The sequence below is a fragment of the Paraburkholderia fungorum genome, assembly GCF_902833645.1.
In the GTDB taxonomy this organism is placed as follows: domain Bacteria; phylum Pseudomonadota; class Gammaproteobacteria; order Burkholderiales; family Burkholderiaceae; genus Paraburkholderia; species Paraburkholderia fungorum.
On the sequence record NZ_CADFGE010000015.1, the window covers coordinates 210,192 to 224,923 of the forward strand.

General features: G+C 62.5%; 12 protein-coding genes. 8 read left to right on the top strand and 4 right to left on the bottom strand.

Annotated features, from left to right (window positions below; genetic code table 11):
- Window positions 1–233: 233 nt before the first annotated feature.
- Complete coding sequence (locus HWX91_RS34760) at window positions 234–1,304, top strand: AI-2E family transporter (protein WP_028197252.1); 1,071 nt, start codon at window positions 234–236, stop codon at window positions 1,302–1,304.
- A 59-nt stretch (window positions 1,305–1,363) separates the two neighbouring features.
- On the opposite strand, the gene HWX91_RS34765 is transcribed toward HWX91_RS34760, so the two are convergent.
- Together HWX91_RS34765 and HWX91_RS34770 are read right to left on the bottom strand one after the other, a co-directional pair.
- Window positions 1,364–2,224 carry an alpha/beta hydrolase gene (locus HWX91_RS34765; RefSeq protein WP_028197251.1) on the bottom strand — a complete coding sequence of 287 codons (861 nt, stop codon included), beginning with the start codon at window positions 2,222–2,224 and terminating at the stop codon, window positions 1,364–1,366.
- A gap of 103 nt (window positions 2,225–2,327) precedes the next feature.
- Window positions 2,328–3,437, bottom strand: a complete 1,110-nt coding sequence (locus HWX91_RS34770; RefSeq protein WP_028197250.1) for an OpgC domain-containing protein — start codon at window positions 3,435–3,437, stop codon at window positions 2,328–2,330.
- Window positions 3,438–3,971: 534 nt separating this feature from the next.
- On the opposite strand from HWX91_RS34770, the gene HWX91_RS34775 reads away from it, so the two are divergent.
- Complete coding sequence (locus HWX91_RS34775) at window positions 3,972–5,144, top strand: porin (RefSeq protein ID WP_028197248.1); 1,173 nt, start codon at window positions 3,972–3,974, stop codon at window positions 5,142–5,144.
- A gap of 106 nt (window positions 5,145–5,250) precedes the next feature.
- Here the strand turns inward: HWX91_RS34775 and HWX91_RS34780 are convergent, their stop codons facing one another.
- Window positions 5,251–5,550, bottom strand: coding sequence for a hypothetical protein (locus tag HWX91_RS34780; RefSeq protein WP_221306895.1), 300 nt, complete (start codon window positions 5,548–5,550; stop codon window positions 5,251–5,253).
- A gap of 364 nt (window positions 5,551–5,914) precedes the next feature.
- On the bottom strand, window positions 5,915–6,502 hold the full coding sequence (locus HWX91_RS34785; protein ID WP_028197246.1) for an NUDIX domain-containing protein: 588 nt from the start codon (window positions 6,500–6,502) through the stop codon (window positions 5,915–5,917).
- Window positions 6,503–6,635: 133 nt separating this feature from the next.
- On the opposite strand from HWX91_RS34785, the gene HWX91_RS34790 reads away from it, so the two are divergent.
- From HWX91_RS34790 to HWX91_RS34815, 6 genes are all read left to right on the top strand, one after another.
- Window positions 6,636–7,391, top strand: coding sequence for a DeoR/GlpR family DNA-binding transcription regulator (locus tag HWX91_RS34790; RefSeq protein ID WP_028197245.1), 756 nt, complete (start codon window positions 6,636–6,638; stop codon window positions 7,389–7,391).
- Window positions 7,392–7,771: 380 nt separating this feature from the next.
- Window positions 7,772–10,600: a xanthine dehydrogenase family protein molybdopterin-binding subunit gene (locus HWX91_RS34795; protein WP_028197244.1), complete on the top strand. Its 2,829-nt coding sequence runs from the start codon at window positions 7,772–7,774 to the stop codon at window positions 10,598–10,600.
- Entirely contained in the window at window positions 10,597–11,370 is a 774-nt protein-coding gene (locus HWX91_RS34800; protein WP_081833097.1) for a (2Fe-2S)-binding protein, read from the top strand. The genes HWX91_RS34795 and HWX91_RS34800 overlap by 4 nt, the downstream gene beginning before the upstream one ends.
- The gene (locus HWX91_RS34805) at window positions 11,367–12,629 is read left to right on the top strand and encodes a c-type cytochrome (RefSeq protein ID WP_028197242.1); all 1,263 of its coding nucleotides are present in this window, start codon (window positions 11,367–11,369) and stop codon (window positions 12,627–12,629) included. Before HWX91_RS34800 ends, HWX91_RS34805 begins: the two co-directional genes overlap by 4 nt.
- Before the next feature lie 168 nt (window positions 12,630–12,797).
- Complete coding sequence (locus tag HWX91_RS34810) at window positions 12,798–13,211, top strand: hypothetical protein (protein ID WP_028197241.1); 414 nt, start codon at window positions 12,798–12,800, stop codon at window positions 13,209–13,211.
- Between the two features lie 551 nt (window positions 13,212–13,762).
- The gene (locus tag HWX91_RS34815) at window positions 13,763–14,725 is read left to right on the top strand and encodes a peptidoglycan DD-metalloendopeptidase family protein (protein ID WP_174459542.1); all 963 of its coding nucleotides are present in this window, start codon (window positions 13,763–13,765) and stop codon (window positions 14,723–14,725) included.
- Window positions 14,726–14,732: the final 7 nt, after the last annotated feature.

A 14,732-nucleotide genomic window follows, 5' to 3' on the forward strand; every position in this document is an offset into this window, starting at 1 on the left:
CACGATGGCACGAAACGACGGGGCTTTGCGGGCGATATGCGCCGTGCATTTGCGATAGCGCGGATTTTTGCAACGCAGTGTTGTACGCAGTGAGACAAGCATGCCGCGTGCGAAGGGCGCCGGTGCTTCCTTTAAGATGTGGTTATCGATGAGCGACCGTGCAGCGTAAGTGTAGCGGGTTTGCATTTTTCTGGACGGCTCGCGCGCACATCCACAAGATCCTAAGAGCCTTCATGATTTCACGCCCACCCGAATCGCCGAGCGCGCCTGATTGCCCCAAAAAGCAGAAAGCGGCATCGCTCGTCCTGTACATCGTGCTTGTGCTGCTGGCGCTGTGGGTCGTACGCGATTTCATTGCGGCGATAGCCTGGGCCGGCGTCGTTGCCATCGCCCTGTGGCCGCTTTTGCAAAAGGTGGAGGGCAGCCGCTGGTTATCGGGCCGCACCACGCTGATCGCCGTGGTGCTGACATGCGCGGTTGCGTTGCTGGTAGTGCTGCCGTTCGGGATCGGCATTTCGCAGGCGCTGCACGAAGCCCATGACATGAACGAGTGGTTCAAAACCGTGCAGGAAAACGGCATTCCAATGCCAGGCTTGATCGAGCGGTTGCCGTTCGGCGCGCAACAGATTTCGGCCTGGTGGCAGGCCAATCTCGCTCAGCCGCTACGCGACTCGGCGGCAATGAAGGGGCTGCACAGCACCACCGTGATGACGCTCGGCCGCCACTTCGGCGCGCGCGCGGCGCACGGTTTGATGGTGTTCGCCTTCATGCTGGTCACGCTGTTCGTGATCTTTCAGGCAGGGCCGCGTCTATCCGGTTCGCTGATGAAAGGCGTGCGGCGCGGCTTCGGCAACGACGGCGCGCGGTTGCTCGAGCGCATGGCCACGGCTGTGCGCGGCACCGTGTCGGGGCTGGTGGTGGTCGGGCTCGGCGAGGGCGTGTTGATGGGCGTGGCCTATTTCGTGACCGGCTTGCCGCACGTCGCGCTGCTCGCGTTCATCACGGCGATCGCGGCGATGCTGCCGTTCTGCGCACCGATCACCTTCGGCCTCGCGGCCTTGTGGCTATTCTCGCAAGGCTCCGTGGCCGGGGCTATTGGGCTTGCGGTGTTCGGTTCAATCGTGGTGTTCATCGCTGAACATTTCGTGCGGCCGGTGCTGATCGGCAACTCCACACGATTGCCTTTCCTGCTGGTGTTATTCGGAATTCTCGGCGGGGCGGAGACGTTCGGTTTGCTCGGCCTCTTCATTGGACCCGCGCTCATGACTGTGCTGGTCGTACTGTGGACTGACCTCGTGCAATAGTTGCACGCCATGTGCCGGCGCAATCAGGACTGCTGATTCGCTGGCCCATTCGTTCTGATTCACTTGTCCTGATCGTGCGCCGTCGGTTTGACGCAGCCCAGCGTATATTTCAGCGCTGCGGGCAGCAGCGCGCTCCAGACGTCCCAGGTGTGGCCGCCGTCGATGATGCGCAGCGCCGCCGGATTCCCCGCCAGCCGAAGATGCGTATAAAGCGAAGACGCATCGGCCTGGATCGTGAGGTCGTCGTCGCCGGCAGCGATGAACATCGGCAGACGATACGGCCGGCTCATGTAACGCTCCCATTGCGCCGGATAGTTGAGCGCATGCCAGACGTGCGGATCGAACTGCCGGTCGCCGAACACACCCACGCGACGTGCCGCCGAACCGGGCGGCGGCTCATTCGCATAGACCGCGGGACTCAACAGGAGCGCGCCGCAAAAAAGCTCGGATTGCGTCATCGCATAGCGTAGCGCGCCGAAACCGCCCATCGAAACGCCGCCGATCATCCGTCCGCCACGCTGCGTGGCGATCGCATAGTGCGTTTCGATTTCGGGCAGCAGGTCGGCGAAAAACGCGGTCTCCATCTTCTCCTTACGATCGACATACCAGTCGGTACCGCCTTGCGGCATCACGATTGCGACCGGTGGTATCTCCTTGTGCTCGATCAGCGTGTCGGCGGCGGCTTGCAGGTGGCCTTGCGTGAGCCAGTCATTGGCGTCGCCGTTGTTGCCGTGCAGGAGGTAGAGCACGGGAATGCGAGGAGCATCGTGGCGATAGCCGGTGGGCAGATAGATCGTGTAGGACCAGTCGCGGCCGAGTGCTTCGGAATGGAAGCTTCGGCTGATGACAGTGCTGGCGCTAGCCGTCGCGCCGACAGCAGCGCACAGCGCAAGGAGTGCGGAATGTGGGAATAGACGCATGTCAAAGTAAGAGACCGCCGCGCAGGTCGCGCGCGGCCGTCATGCTATCAGGATCGGCAGCGGAAATCGGCAGGTACCGCGCGTGCATCCGCGCGCCGCTTCCTCAAGGCGACGTTCTGAGGCGCAAGCTCCAGATACGCGTGGTGAAGCGCTTGAGCGGCTCGCAGGCTCTCGCGACCGCGAACAGTGCGCCGACTGCACAGGCATCCGCCACCAGCCCGAGGGGATAGTTCAGATAGCCGTCGGTCGCTGCATACAGCACCGAATCGACGACCAGCGAGATCACCGCGCCCGCGATAAAACACAATAACCCTTGGCGGCCGATCATGCCGACCCACGGCAACCCTTGCGCGAGTTTTTTTGCCCAGCCGAGCTCGATCAGGTTCGCGACGAGCCAGGCAATGGCCAGAAAATTGACCGCGCGCAGGTAAGAGAGGTTTTGCTTGAGGCTGCCATCGAGCGGCTCGCGTTCAATAAACAGCTTGTAGTAGGCCGCGGCGGCAACGACGGCGAACGCCAGCACGCTGATCAGCCAGCCGAGACGGTGCGCACTGATCCGCTGATAAACCGGCTGGCAACGCGCCAGCACGCCGAGCACGAACAGCAACTGCCAGGCAAACGGGTTGAAATCCCAGTGCATGTCCGGCGCGGCGGGCAGATAGGCGTCGATTGCCGGCGCGGCCGCCCACAACGCGACGCTGCCGGCCAGCAGCAGCCATGGCTTGCGGCGTGCGAGCGGCAAGATCATGGGTACCAGCAGGGCGAAGAACGTGTACATCGGCAGCACGGACGCGAGATACGGCTGACGGCGGAATAACAGGATGTCGCGCAGGGCGGCCACGGGGGTCGCGATCAGATCGTCGAGGTCGGTGGTGGCGAGATTCGGGCCGTCGATACTGAACGCGCTCAGCACGGCGCTGACCAGCAGCATCAAAGCAGCCGTGATGAGGAACGCCCGATAGATTTCGAGCGAGCGCCGCAGGAAGCGGCTGCGCGCGGTCGCTTCGTTACGCCGTTCGGCGAGCGCCGCGTACGCCGTTGCGGTGGCGAAGCCGCCGAGGAACACGAACACTTCAGCCGCATCGCATAGCGCATACGCATGCAGCGTGACGCGCGAGAGAATGCTGCCGCCGATATGGTCGACGACGATGATCAGAAGGACCAGCCCACGAAAAAAATCGAGTTCAATCAAGCGGGATTGCGACTTTTGCATTGTGCGGTGTCAAAAGCAGCCCCGTGCGACGGCGCGCAAGTCCAGCGCGGCGGCGTCTCACAAAGCTATTGAAATTGGATCGGGTGCGGCGGCGGCCGGCTGCCCCCGCAGGGGCCGGCCGTGGATCGCAGCGTGAGCCAGCCATGCGAGGCTCGGTTGTAGAGGCCAGTAAAAATGACCCGTGCGACGGCGCGGAGTTCCGCTGCGGCGCCGCAAAAGCTTTCAATTATATTTCTTTTTATGACAAGGACGTCCACGGGACGGGCAGGGTCGCCTTGGCCGATGCGACGGCCGGCCGGGGGCCGGGCGCCGCTGCGCGGCTTACCTGAAACGGCGCAGCGAAAAAAGGGGCTGCCTCACGCAGTGGAGATTTCGCAACGTTTTGAGATATGGGCGTGACACCTGATGGACGGCGACGTAACGGCGTGTGAGGATTTCTTCAAAGCGCGTCAGGGTCGATAAACCCCTTGAGAAGCGCCAAGAAGAAAGCGGTCGGATCGAGTTGTCCCATTACTCGAGCTCAGGGAGATCTTCATGAACAAGCAAGTGTTCGCGCTGGCTGTCTCCACCGTTTTGTCCGCCACATCGCTAACCATTTTTTCCCCACCCGCTTGTGCCCAGACGAGTGTCACGCTGTATGGCGTACTCGATGAAGGCATCAACTACACCAACAATGTCGGCCGTGGCCATGTCTATGAACTCGCAAGCGGCGATGCGCAAGGCAGCCGCTGGGGCCTGAAAGGCGACGAGGATCTGGGCGGCGGCCTGAAGGCGATTTTCCAGTTGGAAAACGGTTTCGACGTGAGTTCCGGGCGGCTTAATCAGGGCGGCCGGATGTTCGGCCGTCAGGCGTTCGTCGGCTTGAGTTCGGCGCCATTCGGCACATTGACGTTCGGCCGCCAGTACGATTCGGTGGTCGACTATCTGGCGCAGACCACGGCCAACGGCAACTGGGCCGGCGCGCTGTTCTCGCATCCTTACGATAACGACAACACCGACAACTCGTTCCGTCTCGACAACAGCGTCAAGTACACCAGTCCGTCGATCTCGGGCTTCCAGTTCGGCGGTGTCTACAGTTTCAGCAACGATACGAATTTCGCCAACAATCGCGCCTACAGTTTCGGCGGCCAGTACGCCTATGGCGGACTGCTGGTGGCCGCGGCGTATCTGCAGGCCGACAACCCTGGCAACGGCTCAAACGGCGCGATCACCGCGAACGACGCCAGCTTTATCGCCGCCCGCATGCGCGTGTTCGGCGGCGGCATCACCTATACCTTCGGTCCGGCCACGGCCGGCTTCGTGTACACCAATTCGAACTACCTGGACCCCACCGGCAATGGCTATCTCGGCGTGACGCCGCTTGTGCCGCCCGGCATGTTGCTGAACTCGCTCAAGTATCAGAACTTCGAGGTGAACGGCAAGTATCAGATTTCGCCGATGCTGTTCGTCGGCGCGCAGTACGTCTACACCATGGAGAGCTACGATGCCTCGAACGGAGGGGTGAAACCGAAGATTCATTCGTTCGGTTTGATGGCGGACTACAACCTGTCCAAGCGCACCGACGTGTACATACAAGGCGAATACCAGCAGGTGAGCGGCGACTCAACCGATACGATTCTGGACTACGCCTTCACGCCCGGCACCCAGTCGCCGTCATCGACATCGAAGCAGGTCGTGGTGCGAGCGGCGATACGGCATAAGTTCTGAATACGCCGCGCCGAAATTGCGCGGTTGTGCCGGGGCGCCGCGAGTGGCAAGAAATAATCGCTGCGCCGCTGAGTATCGTGAGTTGTGAACTCACCGTGGTTCGGTGTCAATTCATCACGTAGTTCTGAATCAGTATTCCGACTATCACGCCGGCCGGAATGCCGCACGTTCTGCCGCGAATAGTCGCGGTCAGATCTTCATCGAGTACGAAGCTGCAGCGGCGTTCACGCCAGACGGTTTTATAGGCCAACGGTTTTGCATCGACAATAACAAGGGCAATCAACGCGCTCAGAACGACCTGCTCCAAAGCATGCAGCTTTGCGATAAACGGTGAGAATTCACCGGCATTGCACAGCAAAACCATTACGACTGCAGCGACCAGGGCGCCGAAAAAGAAACCACCCATGAACCTGTTCGCTGAATTAAGAGAATCCACTTAAACCTCAAATCACTCGTCGGCTTTATCGAAGCGACGAAATAAAAAAATACACTGACGGAAATGGCTTTCCTGTTTAAAGACCTGCCTCAGTTTGGCTGCCAGGCAAACAGTCTTCAAAAGGACCCGTAAGGATATTTTTTTGACCTTCTTCAACCTATCGTCTTTTTCCTAATGTGGCGTGGGATCAGTCAGAAATGGCTGGCAGATGACGAAGCCGCCGCCAGAATCGCTGTCGCGGCGCGGCCATAGGAGCGCCTGGGCGCTTGCCGCATCTGGCGTGCGCCCATGCCTGCCTCGATCGATCACGCCGAACGGCTTGCGAAGCTGCCGCTTATGCGCCGAACAGATTCAGCCTGGCGTACTGCAACAACATGATCGTCTTCCCGTCGACGATCTCGCCGCGCTCGATCATCGCCAGTGCTTCGTCCACCGGCAGTTCCAGTACCTCGATATCTTCGCCTTCGTCGGCAATGCCGCCGCCCGCGCCGACCTTGGCCACCGCATCGTATTCGGCGACGAAAAAGTGCAGCTTTTCCGTGACGGAGCCCGGACTCATGAAGGCTTCAAATACCTTGCGCACGTCATGCACGCGGTAGCCGGTCTCCTCTTCGACTTCGGCGCGGATGCGTTGCTCGGGTGAAGCCGCCTCCAGCAGGCCTGCCGGTGCCTCGATCAGCATGCCGTGATGACCGTTGACGAACGCCGGCAGGCGGAATTGCCGCGTCAGCACGACCGTACGGCGGCGCGCGTCGTACAGCAGCAGCGTCGCGCCATTGCCGCGATCATAGGTTTCGCGGCTCTGACGTTGCCAACTGCCGTCCGCCCGTTGGTAGTCGAAGGTGGTCTTCTTCAGCACGTACCAGTCGTCCGATAACACTTTCACGTCGACGATCCGCACCCGTTCGGCGATTTCGTTCATGATTCGCATCCTCTTTTTGTTGGGAGCCGCGGCCTGTACCGCATGCGATCCATGGTATCGTGCAGTCTCGTGCAAAAACAAGAAATTTCGTGCAATCACCCAAATCGGGTAGAACACTGACAGGATCGGCGTCGTGCTGACATCGCAGAGAAAACAATTGATTCTTGAGGCGCTCGAGCGTGACGGGCAGGTCATTGCCAAGACCTTGAGCCTGACGTTCGACGTCTCGGAGGACACCATTCGGCGCGACCTGCGCGAACTTGCCGCCGAAGGGCTGCTTCAGCGCGTGCATGGCGGCGCGCTGCCGGCGTCGCCGGCGGCGGTGGATTTTGCTGGGCGCGAAGAGATTGAATCGGCGTCGAAGGCGGCGATCGGCCGGGCAGCGGCAGGGCTGATCGGGCGCGGCCAGATTGCCTTCATCGACGGCGGCACCACCGCCGTGCAACTGGCGCGTCACCTGCCGCGCGACTTGCAGGCGACGATCGTCACGCACAGTCCGAGCATTGCCGTCGAACTGGCGGAGCACGCGGCGCTCGAGGTCATCATGATCGGTGGACGCCTGTTCCGGCATTCGATGGTCAATGTGGGCGCGGCCGCGATTGAAGCGCTCAGCCACATTCGCGCCGACCTCTATTTCATGGGCGTGACCGGTGTGCATCCGCAAGCGGGTCTGAGCACCCGCGATATGGAGGAGGCTTACGTGAAGCGCGCACTTGTGGAGCATGCGGCGGAAACGGTGGTGCTGGCGTCGGCGGAAAAACTCAATGCTGCGTCGGCGTACAGGATTGCGGACGTGTCGGCGGCCAGCACGATCGTCGTCGAGAAGAACACGCCCGCGGTGCTCACTGCGCCGTTCGACGCACTGGGCATCACGATCCTGTGGGCCTGATAAAGCGCTATAAACCGCGCGCTTAACGACCCATACGCAATTCGTTATTTTCGAGATAGAGAACAAAAATTGACGCACCCTATTGCGATTCAGCGCGATAATCCCTCGCCTTTGCTCTATGTAGGGCAGGAAGAAGGCAACTCACGGTAGTTCAAGGTAAATCAGATCGACTGCGGCATGGACGAAGTGATGGCCGCCGCACGTCGCCGGTACACCCGGGCGCACGCAAGCGCCCGCGGTTCGAACACCTCCCTCGTGGTTTACAGTCGTTGAACGCAGGTCCGCCATGTATAAGCTGATAGGCAGGCGTGCCGCGCCGGCCTGTGTTCCGCGTTCGTTCTGCCAATGGGTTGCCGCCGTGTTCACTAAAGGAGAAGTCCATGGGGAAACTCGACCTTTCGCGTCGTAGTTTTCTGAAGGCCAGCGTATTGGCGGGTGTGTCGGTGTATATCGCGCCGATGGGCAGCCGCGCATTCGCTGCGTTGTTCGAAGAAAAAATTCTGACGCCGGTTCAGTGGGATGCCGCACGCGGCCAGGCGAAATTCCGTATCGACGGGATTGCCAAAGTGACCGGCTCGAAAGTGTTTGCGCGCGACGTCCGCGCCTCCGACATGCCGCACTGGCCGCAGCAGCAATCGCACGCCTTCATCCTGCGCACGACGCAAGCCGATCGCAGCTACGAAGGTTTCGACCTGAGCTTGCTCGGCGACGAGCTGAAGCCTGACCGCGTGGTCACGGCGGCGGACCTGACGCGCGATGGCCTGATTTTCCCGGCCTTCTATGGCGACGACATGTTGTTGCCGCAGGGCAAGACGCCCGCGTATCTCGGCCAGGCGGTTGCGATCCTGATCTATCACGACTTCGCGCGCTTTCGCTTCGCGAAAGACAAACTGAAGTTCCAGGATCAGATCATCCGTTACGGTGCGCAAACCGGGCCGCTCGAACGCGACCCGTGGGGCACGTTCCGTTTCGTGCGCGTCGGCGGCAAGACGCCGTACGACGACGACATCTTCTCCAGCCTGAAAGACGCGCCGGTGTTCCCGAGCATGATGCGCAAGCACCAGCCGGTATGGCCGGACGGCGTCGAACACGGCAAGCTCGACGAGCAGGGCATGTATCACGCCGGCGAGATCCAGCAGGAACTCGATCATCCGTCGGCGGACTGGCTTGTGATGCAGCGCGAATACAACACGCAGTCGATCGACACGGCCGCGCTCGAACCCGACAACGCGAACTGCTGGTACGACGCGGCGACCCAATCGCTGCACATGGTCGTGCCGACCCAGGCGCCGTCGGAAGTCGCCGACAGTGCGGCCGGCATGGTCGCGAAGTGCGCATTCCCGGTGAAGAACCTGTTCATTCACCCTTGCTATACGGTCGGCTATGGTTCGAAGGACCACTTCAACGTGCCGTTCTACGGCCTCGTCTGCGCGATGTACGCGGACGGCCGTCCGGTGCGTCTTGCCAACGACCGCTACGAGCAGTTCCAGACCTCCTTGAAACGCCATGCGTTCAAGATGAATTACCGGATCGCCGTCGATAAGAACACCGGCCTGATGCAATCGTTCAAGGCCGAGATGGAAGCGAACGGCGGCGGGCGCTGCAACTTTTCGCCGTCGGTGGCGATGGTGGGCGCGACGGCCGCGCAATCGATCTATTACTTCCCGAAGAACGATCTGTCCGCGGTGGCGATTGCCTCGCGCGCGATCGACGCCGGTTCGGCGCGCGGCTACGGCACGCTGCAAAGCATGGCCGCGACCGAGATGATGGTCGACGAAATCGCCGCGCAACTGAATCTCGATCCGATCGACTTCCGCCTGAAAAACGCGCTGCGCTCGGGCATGAAGAATACCCAGGGTGCGGTGCCCGCCGGCGCGATTCGCGTCGACGACGTGCTGCACAAGGCGAAGGTTCATCCGCTATGGGTGAATCGCGCGAAGCGTAAGGCCGAGTTCGAAGCCGCGCATCCGGGCACCCGTTATGGCGTCGGTTTTGCGTGTGTGCAGAAGGACTTCGGCACGGGCGCGGAAACCTCGTTCGCGAAGGTCGAATTCAGCGCCGACGGCAAGATCGGCCTGCAACACACGGCGGCCGAAATCGGCACCGGCATGTCGACCTCGCAGGCAGTCGCGGTGGCGAAGTGGCTCGGCATGCCGGCCACCGACGTGCATGTCGCGATCACCGATTGGGCGGATCTGCCGGTCGTCACGAGTGGCGATCCGTACATGATGTCGCAAGCGGACCAGGACAAGCTGGCTGCGAATCCGCGCTGGTCGCCGGGTTATGCGTCGCCGTCGAGCGCGACGAATTCGGCGTTCTACTTTACGCACAGCACGCGTGAAGCGGCCCGCGTCGTCTTCGCGCACGGCTTGTGGCCGGCGGCGATGGCGATCTGGAGCCAGGGGCTGGGCGGCGGTCAGGCCGCGCCGCTGGTGGTGCGCATGGAGGACGCGCGTTGGGTCGACGGCAAGCTGTCCGCGGCCGGGCTCGAAGCGCTGCCGTTCGAACAGCTCGCGAAGAAGGCGCACGAGCTGGGTCTGGTCACGGGCGCGACCGTGCACGTGTTCAATCGCTGGCAATGGACCGAATCGGACTTCGAGATCGACGGCAGCGTCGAGCGTCTGCCGCTCGACGGCCTCGCGATTCGATATGGCGACAACGCTTCGGCCGATAAGAAGAAACTGCAAACCACGGCGAACCATTACCGCGTGCTCGATCGTCAGCGCGTGTTCTATCCGCCGGTTCAGCGTAACAACGCGGCGGTCACGTACTACAGCGCGGTCGGCACCCTGGTCGAACTATCGGTGCATGAAGCGAGCGGCAAGGTGAACCTGCTCGCGCATCACTCGATCATGGAGTGCGGCAATCAGCTTTCGCCGCAACTCGTGTCGGGTCAGTTGCAAGGCGGCCTCGCTATGGGTATCGGCCATGCGCTGCACGAGTATTTGCCGCTTTACGAGGACGGCCCGGGCAACGGCACGTGGAACTTCAATCGCTACCACTTGCCGCGCGCGACGGACGTCGCCGTCTGGACCCAGACCGGCGAAGTGCTGCCGCCGCTGACCGAGACCGACCCGCCGAAGGGCATCGCCGAAGTGGTGATGATCCCGGTGGTCGGCGCCATCGTGAACGGTATCGCGCACGCGATCGGCCATCGCTTTACCGACCTGCCGGTTACTCCGCAACATATTCAGAAGGTGCTCGCATGACGGCCCCCACTCAAACTTCCGCTAATGCCGCAAGCGGTGCGGCGAGCACTGCCGTTGCTTCAGGCAAAATCTCCGGCGCCTCTGCCGCAGCGGCATCCGCTACTGCTGGTGCTTCGGGCGCAGCCGCCGCTAACCCGGCTTCCGCGGCCTCCGGCGCGACAGCAGCCGCCGGCGTTCCGGCCAGCGCGCCGGCTGCACCGGCGGTCGAGCGTCCATTGACGCATTTCCGCTCGCTGCCGGTTTCGGTCAAGGTGAACGGCGAGATCGTCGGTCCGACCGACGTGCCCGCCGGTCTGATGATGATCGATTATCTGCACGAATACCTGCATCTGACCGGCTCGCGCCTCGGCTGCGGGCAGGGCATCTGCCACGCGTGCGTCGTGATCGTCGACAAGCCGGACGGCACCAGCGAAGAAGTGCGCACCTGCATCACGGGCGCGAACTTCTTCAACGGCAAAACCATCCGTACGATCGAAGGGCACGCGAAACGCAACGAAGCAGGCGAGGTCGTCGAACTGTCGCCGATCCAGCAGAAGTTTCTCGAACACTTCAGTTTTCAGTGCGGCTACTGCACGCCCGGTTTCGTCAACGCGGCGACCGTGTTGATCGAGCGGCTGAAGCGCCAGCCGGTTGCGAAGAATCAGGTCGAGCAAACCATCACCGATGCGTTGAACGACCATATCTGCCGCTGCACGGGCTACGTGCGCTACTACGAGGCCGTGAAGGAGGTCGTGATGACCACGCCGGGTCTCGTAAAGGACGCCGCATGATGAGCGCTTCCATGAATGTGCGCCGCGCGTTGCTGTTGCTCGGCACGGCGGCTTTGCTCAGCGCGTGCGGCAAGCAGGACGACTCCGCTGCTGCGATGCAGGCTGCCGCCGCACAGGGCCCGCAATCTACCCCCGCCGATCCGCTCGCGCGTGGCCGTTACCTCGTCAAGGCCGCCGACTGCGCCGCCTGCCACACCACGGCGGATGGCGCGCCGTTCGCCGGCGGCGTGAAGCTGGCTTCGCCGTTCGGCACCTTCTACGGCACCAACATCACGCCGGACAAGGACCACGGTATCGGCAACTGGAGCGCGGACGATCTCTACAAGGCGCTGCACGACGGCGTCGCGCCGGACAAGCAACTGTATCCGGCCATGCCGTACACGTCGTACCGCCAGTTGTCGCGCGCGGATAGCGACGCGATCTACGCGTACCTGATGGCGCAGAAGCCGGCCGCCGTGGCGAACCGCGAACCGGAGCTGTCGTTCCCGTTCAACATGCGTTTTGGCGTGCGCTTCTGGGACTGGGTGTTCCTGAAGGACACGTTGCCGGATGCGTCGAAGGGACAATCGGCTGACTGGAATCGCGGACGCTATCTGGCGAGCGCGCTCGGCCATTGCGCCGAATGCCACACGCCACGCGGCACCTTCGGCCAGCTCGACGGCGCGAAGCCGCTGACCGGCGCGGCGCTCGGCCGGATCGCCGCACCCGACATCACGCCGCATGGTTTGGCGGCGCGTGGCTGGACCGCCGCGGACCTGCAGACGTTCTTCGCCACCGGCATCGCGCCGCAAGGCTCGGCGTTCGGCGAAATGTATCCGGTTGTGCATCTGAGCAGCCAGTACATGACGCACGACGACCTGCGTGCGATGTCGACCTATCTGCTCGGCGACGCGGCCCCGGCGCCGCAACCCTTGCAGTCGGTCTCGGCCGATGCGGCGCAACTCGAGGCCGGGCGCAATGTGTATCTCGCGGTGTGTGCCGGCTGTCACGGCCTTGGCGGTGAGGGCAAGCCGCACGTCGCGGTACCGATGCATGGCAACTCGACCGTACGTCAGAGCGACGCGCATAACCTGATCGTGGCGATGCTCGACGGCATCGGCGCACAGGATTTCCCGGGCCTCGAGCGGATGCAGGAGATGCCGGGATTCGCCACGCAACTCAGCGACACGGAACTCGCCCAACTGGCGAATTATCTGCGCGCGACGTACGGCGGCCAGGCTGCCGACGTGACGGCCGATGCGGTGAAAGCGCTGCGCTAAACCTGCCCTGCGCCGGGGCGCTTGCAGTCCGGCGCCCCGTCTCTCCAGTGAATGGCGCGTAATGAACTCGCGCGTGATGGCTGGCTCAAATGGGTTCGCGCCGTTGCCCCTTGGCGGCGCGCGCTACGTTTCGCCGTAGACCCATCTGACTGTCTTCCCGGAGATTTCATGAGTAATCGCGCGACGCAAACCGTTCCCCAATCTCCTGCCGCGCGGTCGCAAAGCGCGCCGCTCGCTTGCGTGCAAGGCACGATCAGCAAGGTGTTCCTCAACCCGGAGTTCCACAACAACGCCAATCATCAGCACTTCGTCATCCGGATCGACAAGGTGCTGAAGTTCGAAGGAACGCAGAACCTGGTCGGCGCGGAAGTATTCGTCGCTGTGCGTTTCGGCGACAGCGAGGGGTTGGCGCATGAAATTCCCGGCTTGCAGGCCGGCCAGCCAATCGAGGCTCAAGGCGAATATATCTCCGACGCCAGTGCTTATCCGACCCAGGACAACTCCAACCCCGTCCTGCCGGTACTGCACTTCACGCATCATCCGGTCGGCTACGTGAAGTATCAAGGCCAGACCTACAGCTAGCCGTCACTCAGTCTTATCGAACGGATGGGCATGACGCCTGTCCGCTTGCCTACGCGTTTTTCTCCCACGCTCGCCGTCGCGGCGAGCGCTCATTCAAGTTTTGACCACGCTTTGCCGTTAAAGAAAACGTTTCCAGCCGATTGTGCGGCGGCGTAGCCGTCGGCGGACTTTCGCGGGTCTTTGCGGTCGTGCGTGTAGCGGCCTCAGGCCAATACCACACATGAGGCGCGACCCGAGTCTGCATCACCGTGCGTAATGTTTGTATCAGAGTGTGTGATGCGGAGCGTTTTTTGCAAAACGCACTTTACAATTCTGCGTAAATTTTAATCGGCAATCTGGCCCTTTTCGCGGAAGATCGCCTGTTTATCGGGCATCCGGGCGTCCGGGCGTCCGGCAGCGCGCAAGGGATTGGGTTGGACGGCAGGACCTGGGTGAGCGCCGCACGAGGCGGCCTCGCTGTGTCGCGAGAGAAAGCAGCGCTTCGTCAGAATGCGCGCATCGCACGCGACAGGGCAGCACTCGGCCTGCCAATAAAAAAGCAGGAGTCGAACATGTTGGGAAAGCGTTTCGACCGGACACTGATGGCCAGTCTGGCTGGCGTGTCGGTTGCGCTGGTGGTCAGCGGCTGTGCGAATGTGGGGCAGCAGGGCGGGCAAACTGGCGCGGCAGCGGCGACGCCGGCTGCGTCCGGTGTGCCGGCAGCGGCTGCAGCGCCGGCCTCCAGCGCGCTCGCAGCCCCGGCGGTCAAGCTAGCCGCGGACAACGGCACGCCGCTTAAGAACGCCCCGCCTCTGGTGTATCGCGTCAGGCGTGGCGATACGCTGGCGCGCATCGCCCAGCGTCATCACTGCAGTGTCAGGCAGTTACAGGCGTGGAATGGCCTCAAGTCTTCCTCGCGGTTGAAGCAGGGGCAGGTGCTGCACGTCGCTTCGCCGGAAACGGTGCGCGCGGTTAATCAGGCCAACGCGGCGGCTGCTGCGGCGAAGGCTGCGGCAGCCGCCGCGCCGGTTGTTCCGCTCGCCGCGCGGCAGGCGCAGGCGGCGGCCGATGCGCAGGTAAGCGCGCAGGCAAATGCGCAATCGCCCGCGCCCAGTGCGGCTGAAGTGCGTGAAGTCGCGCATGAGACTTCGCGACATGCGAACGGTGTATCGCTGGTATGGCCTGCGGGTGGCCGTGTCGTCGAGGCGTTCCAGCCGGGCGAAACACGCGGCATCGAAATCGGCGGCAAACCCGGCGATCCGGTGCGGGCCGCGGCCGACGGCAAGGTAATGTACGCCGGCACGGGTCTGAACAGCTACGGCAGCCTGATCATCGTCCAGCACAATAAGGACTTTCTGACTGCCTACTCCCATAACCGCAAGCTGTTGGTGAAAATCGGCGACATCGTGCGGCAGGGGCAGCAGATTGCCGAAATGGGCGACGAAAATAACTCGCGCGTCTCCGTAGGCTTCGAGTTGCGCCGCGACGGCAAGCCGGTCGATCCAATGCCGTATCTGCCGCAAGGCCGCGGCTAGATAACGC

Excerpts from the sequence above, each read along its gene's own strand:
- HWX91_RS34770 (WP_028197250.1), bottom strand. The coding sequence starts at position 3,437 with ATGCAAAAGTCGCAATCCCGCTTGATTGAACTCGATTTTTTTCGTGGG.
- HWX91_RS34805 (WP_028197242.1), top strand. The coding sequence starts at position 11,367 with ATGATGAGCGCTTCCATGAATGTGCGCCGCGCGTTGCTGTTGCTCGGC.
- HWX91_RS34760 (WP_028197252.1), top strand. The coding sequence starts at position 234 with ATGATTTCACGCCCACCCGAATCGCCGAGCGCGCCTGATTGCCCCAAA.
- HWX91_RS34780 (WP_221306895.1), bottom strand. The coding sequence starts at position 5,550 with ATGGGTGGTTTCTTTTTCGGCGCCCTGGTCGCTGCAGTCGTAATGGTT.
- HWX91_RS34775 (WP_028197248.1), top strand. The coding sequence starts at position 3,972 with ATGAACAAGCAAGTGTTCGCGCTGGCTGTCTCCACCGTTTTGTCCGCC.
- HWX91_RS34800 (WP_081833097.1), top strand. The coding sequence starts at position 10,597 with ATGACGGCCCCCACTCAAACTTCCGCTAATGCCGCAAGCGGTGCGGCG.
- HWX91_RS34765 (WP_028197251.1), bottom strand. The coding sequence starts at position 2,224 with ATGCGTCTATTCCCACATTCCGCACTCCTTGCGCTGTGCGCTGCTGTC.
- HWX91_RS34815 (WP_174459542.1), top strand. The coding sequence starts at position 13,763 with ATGTTGGGAAAGCGTTTCGACCGGACACTGATGGCCAGTCTGGCTGGC.
- HWX91_RS34795 (WP_028197244.1), top strand. The coding sequence starts at position 7,772 with ATGGGGAAACTCGACCTTTCGCGTCGTAGTTTTCTGAAGGCCAGCGTA.
- HWX91_RS34785 (WP_028197246.1), bottom strand. The coding sequence starts at position 6,502 with ATGAACGAAATCGCCGAACGGGTGCGGATCGTCGACGTGAAAGTGTTA.
- HWX91_RS34810 (WP_028197241.1), top strand. The coding sequence starts at position 12,798 with ATGAGTAATCGCGCGACGCAAACCGTTCCCCAATCTCCTGCCGCGCGG.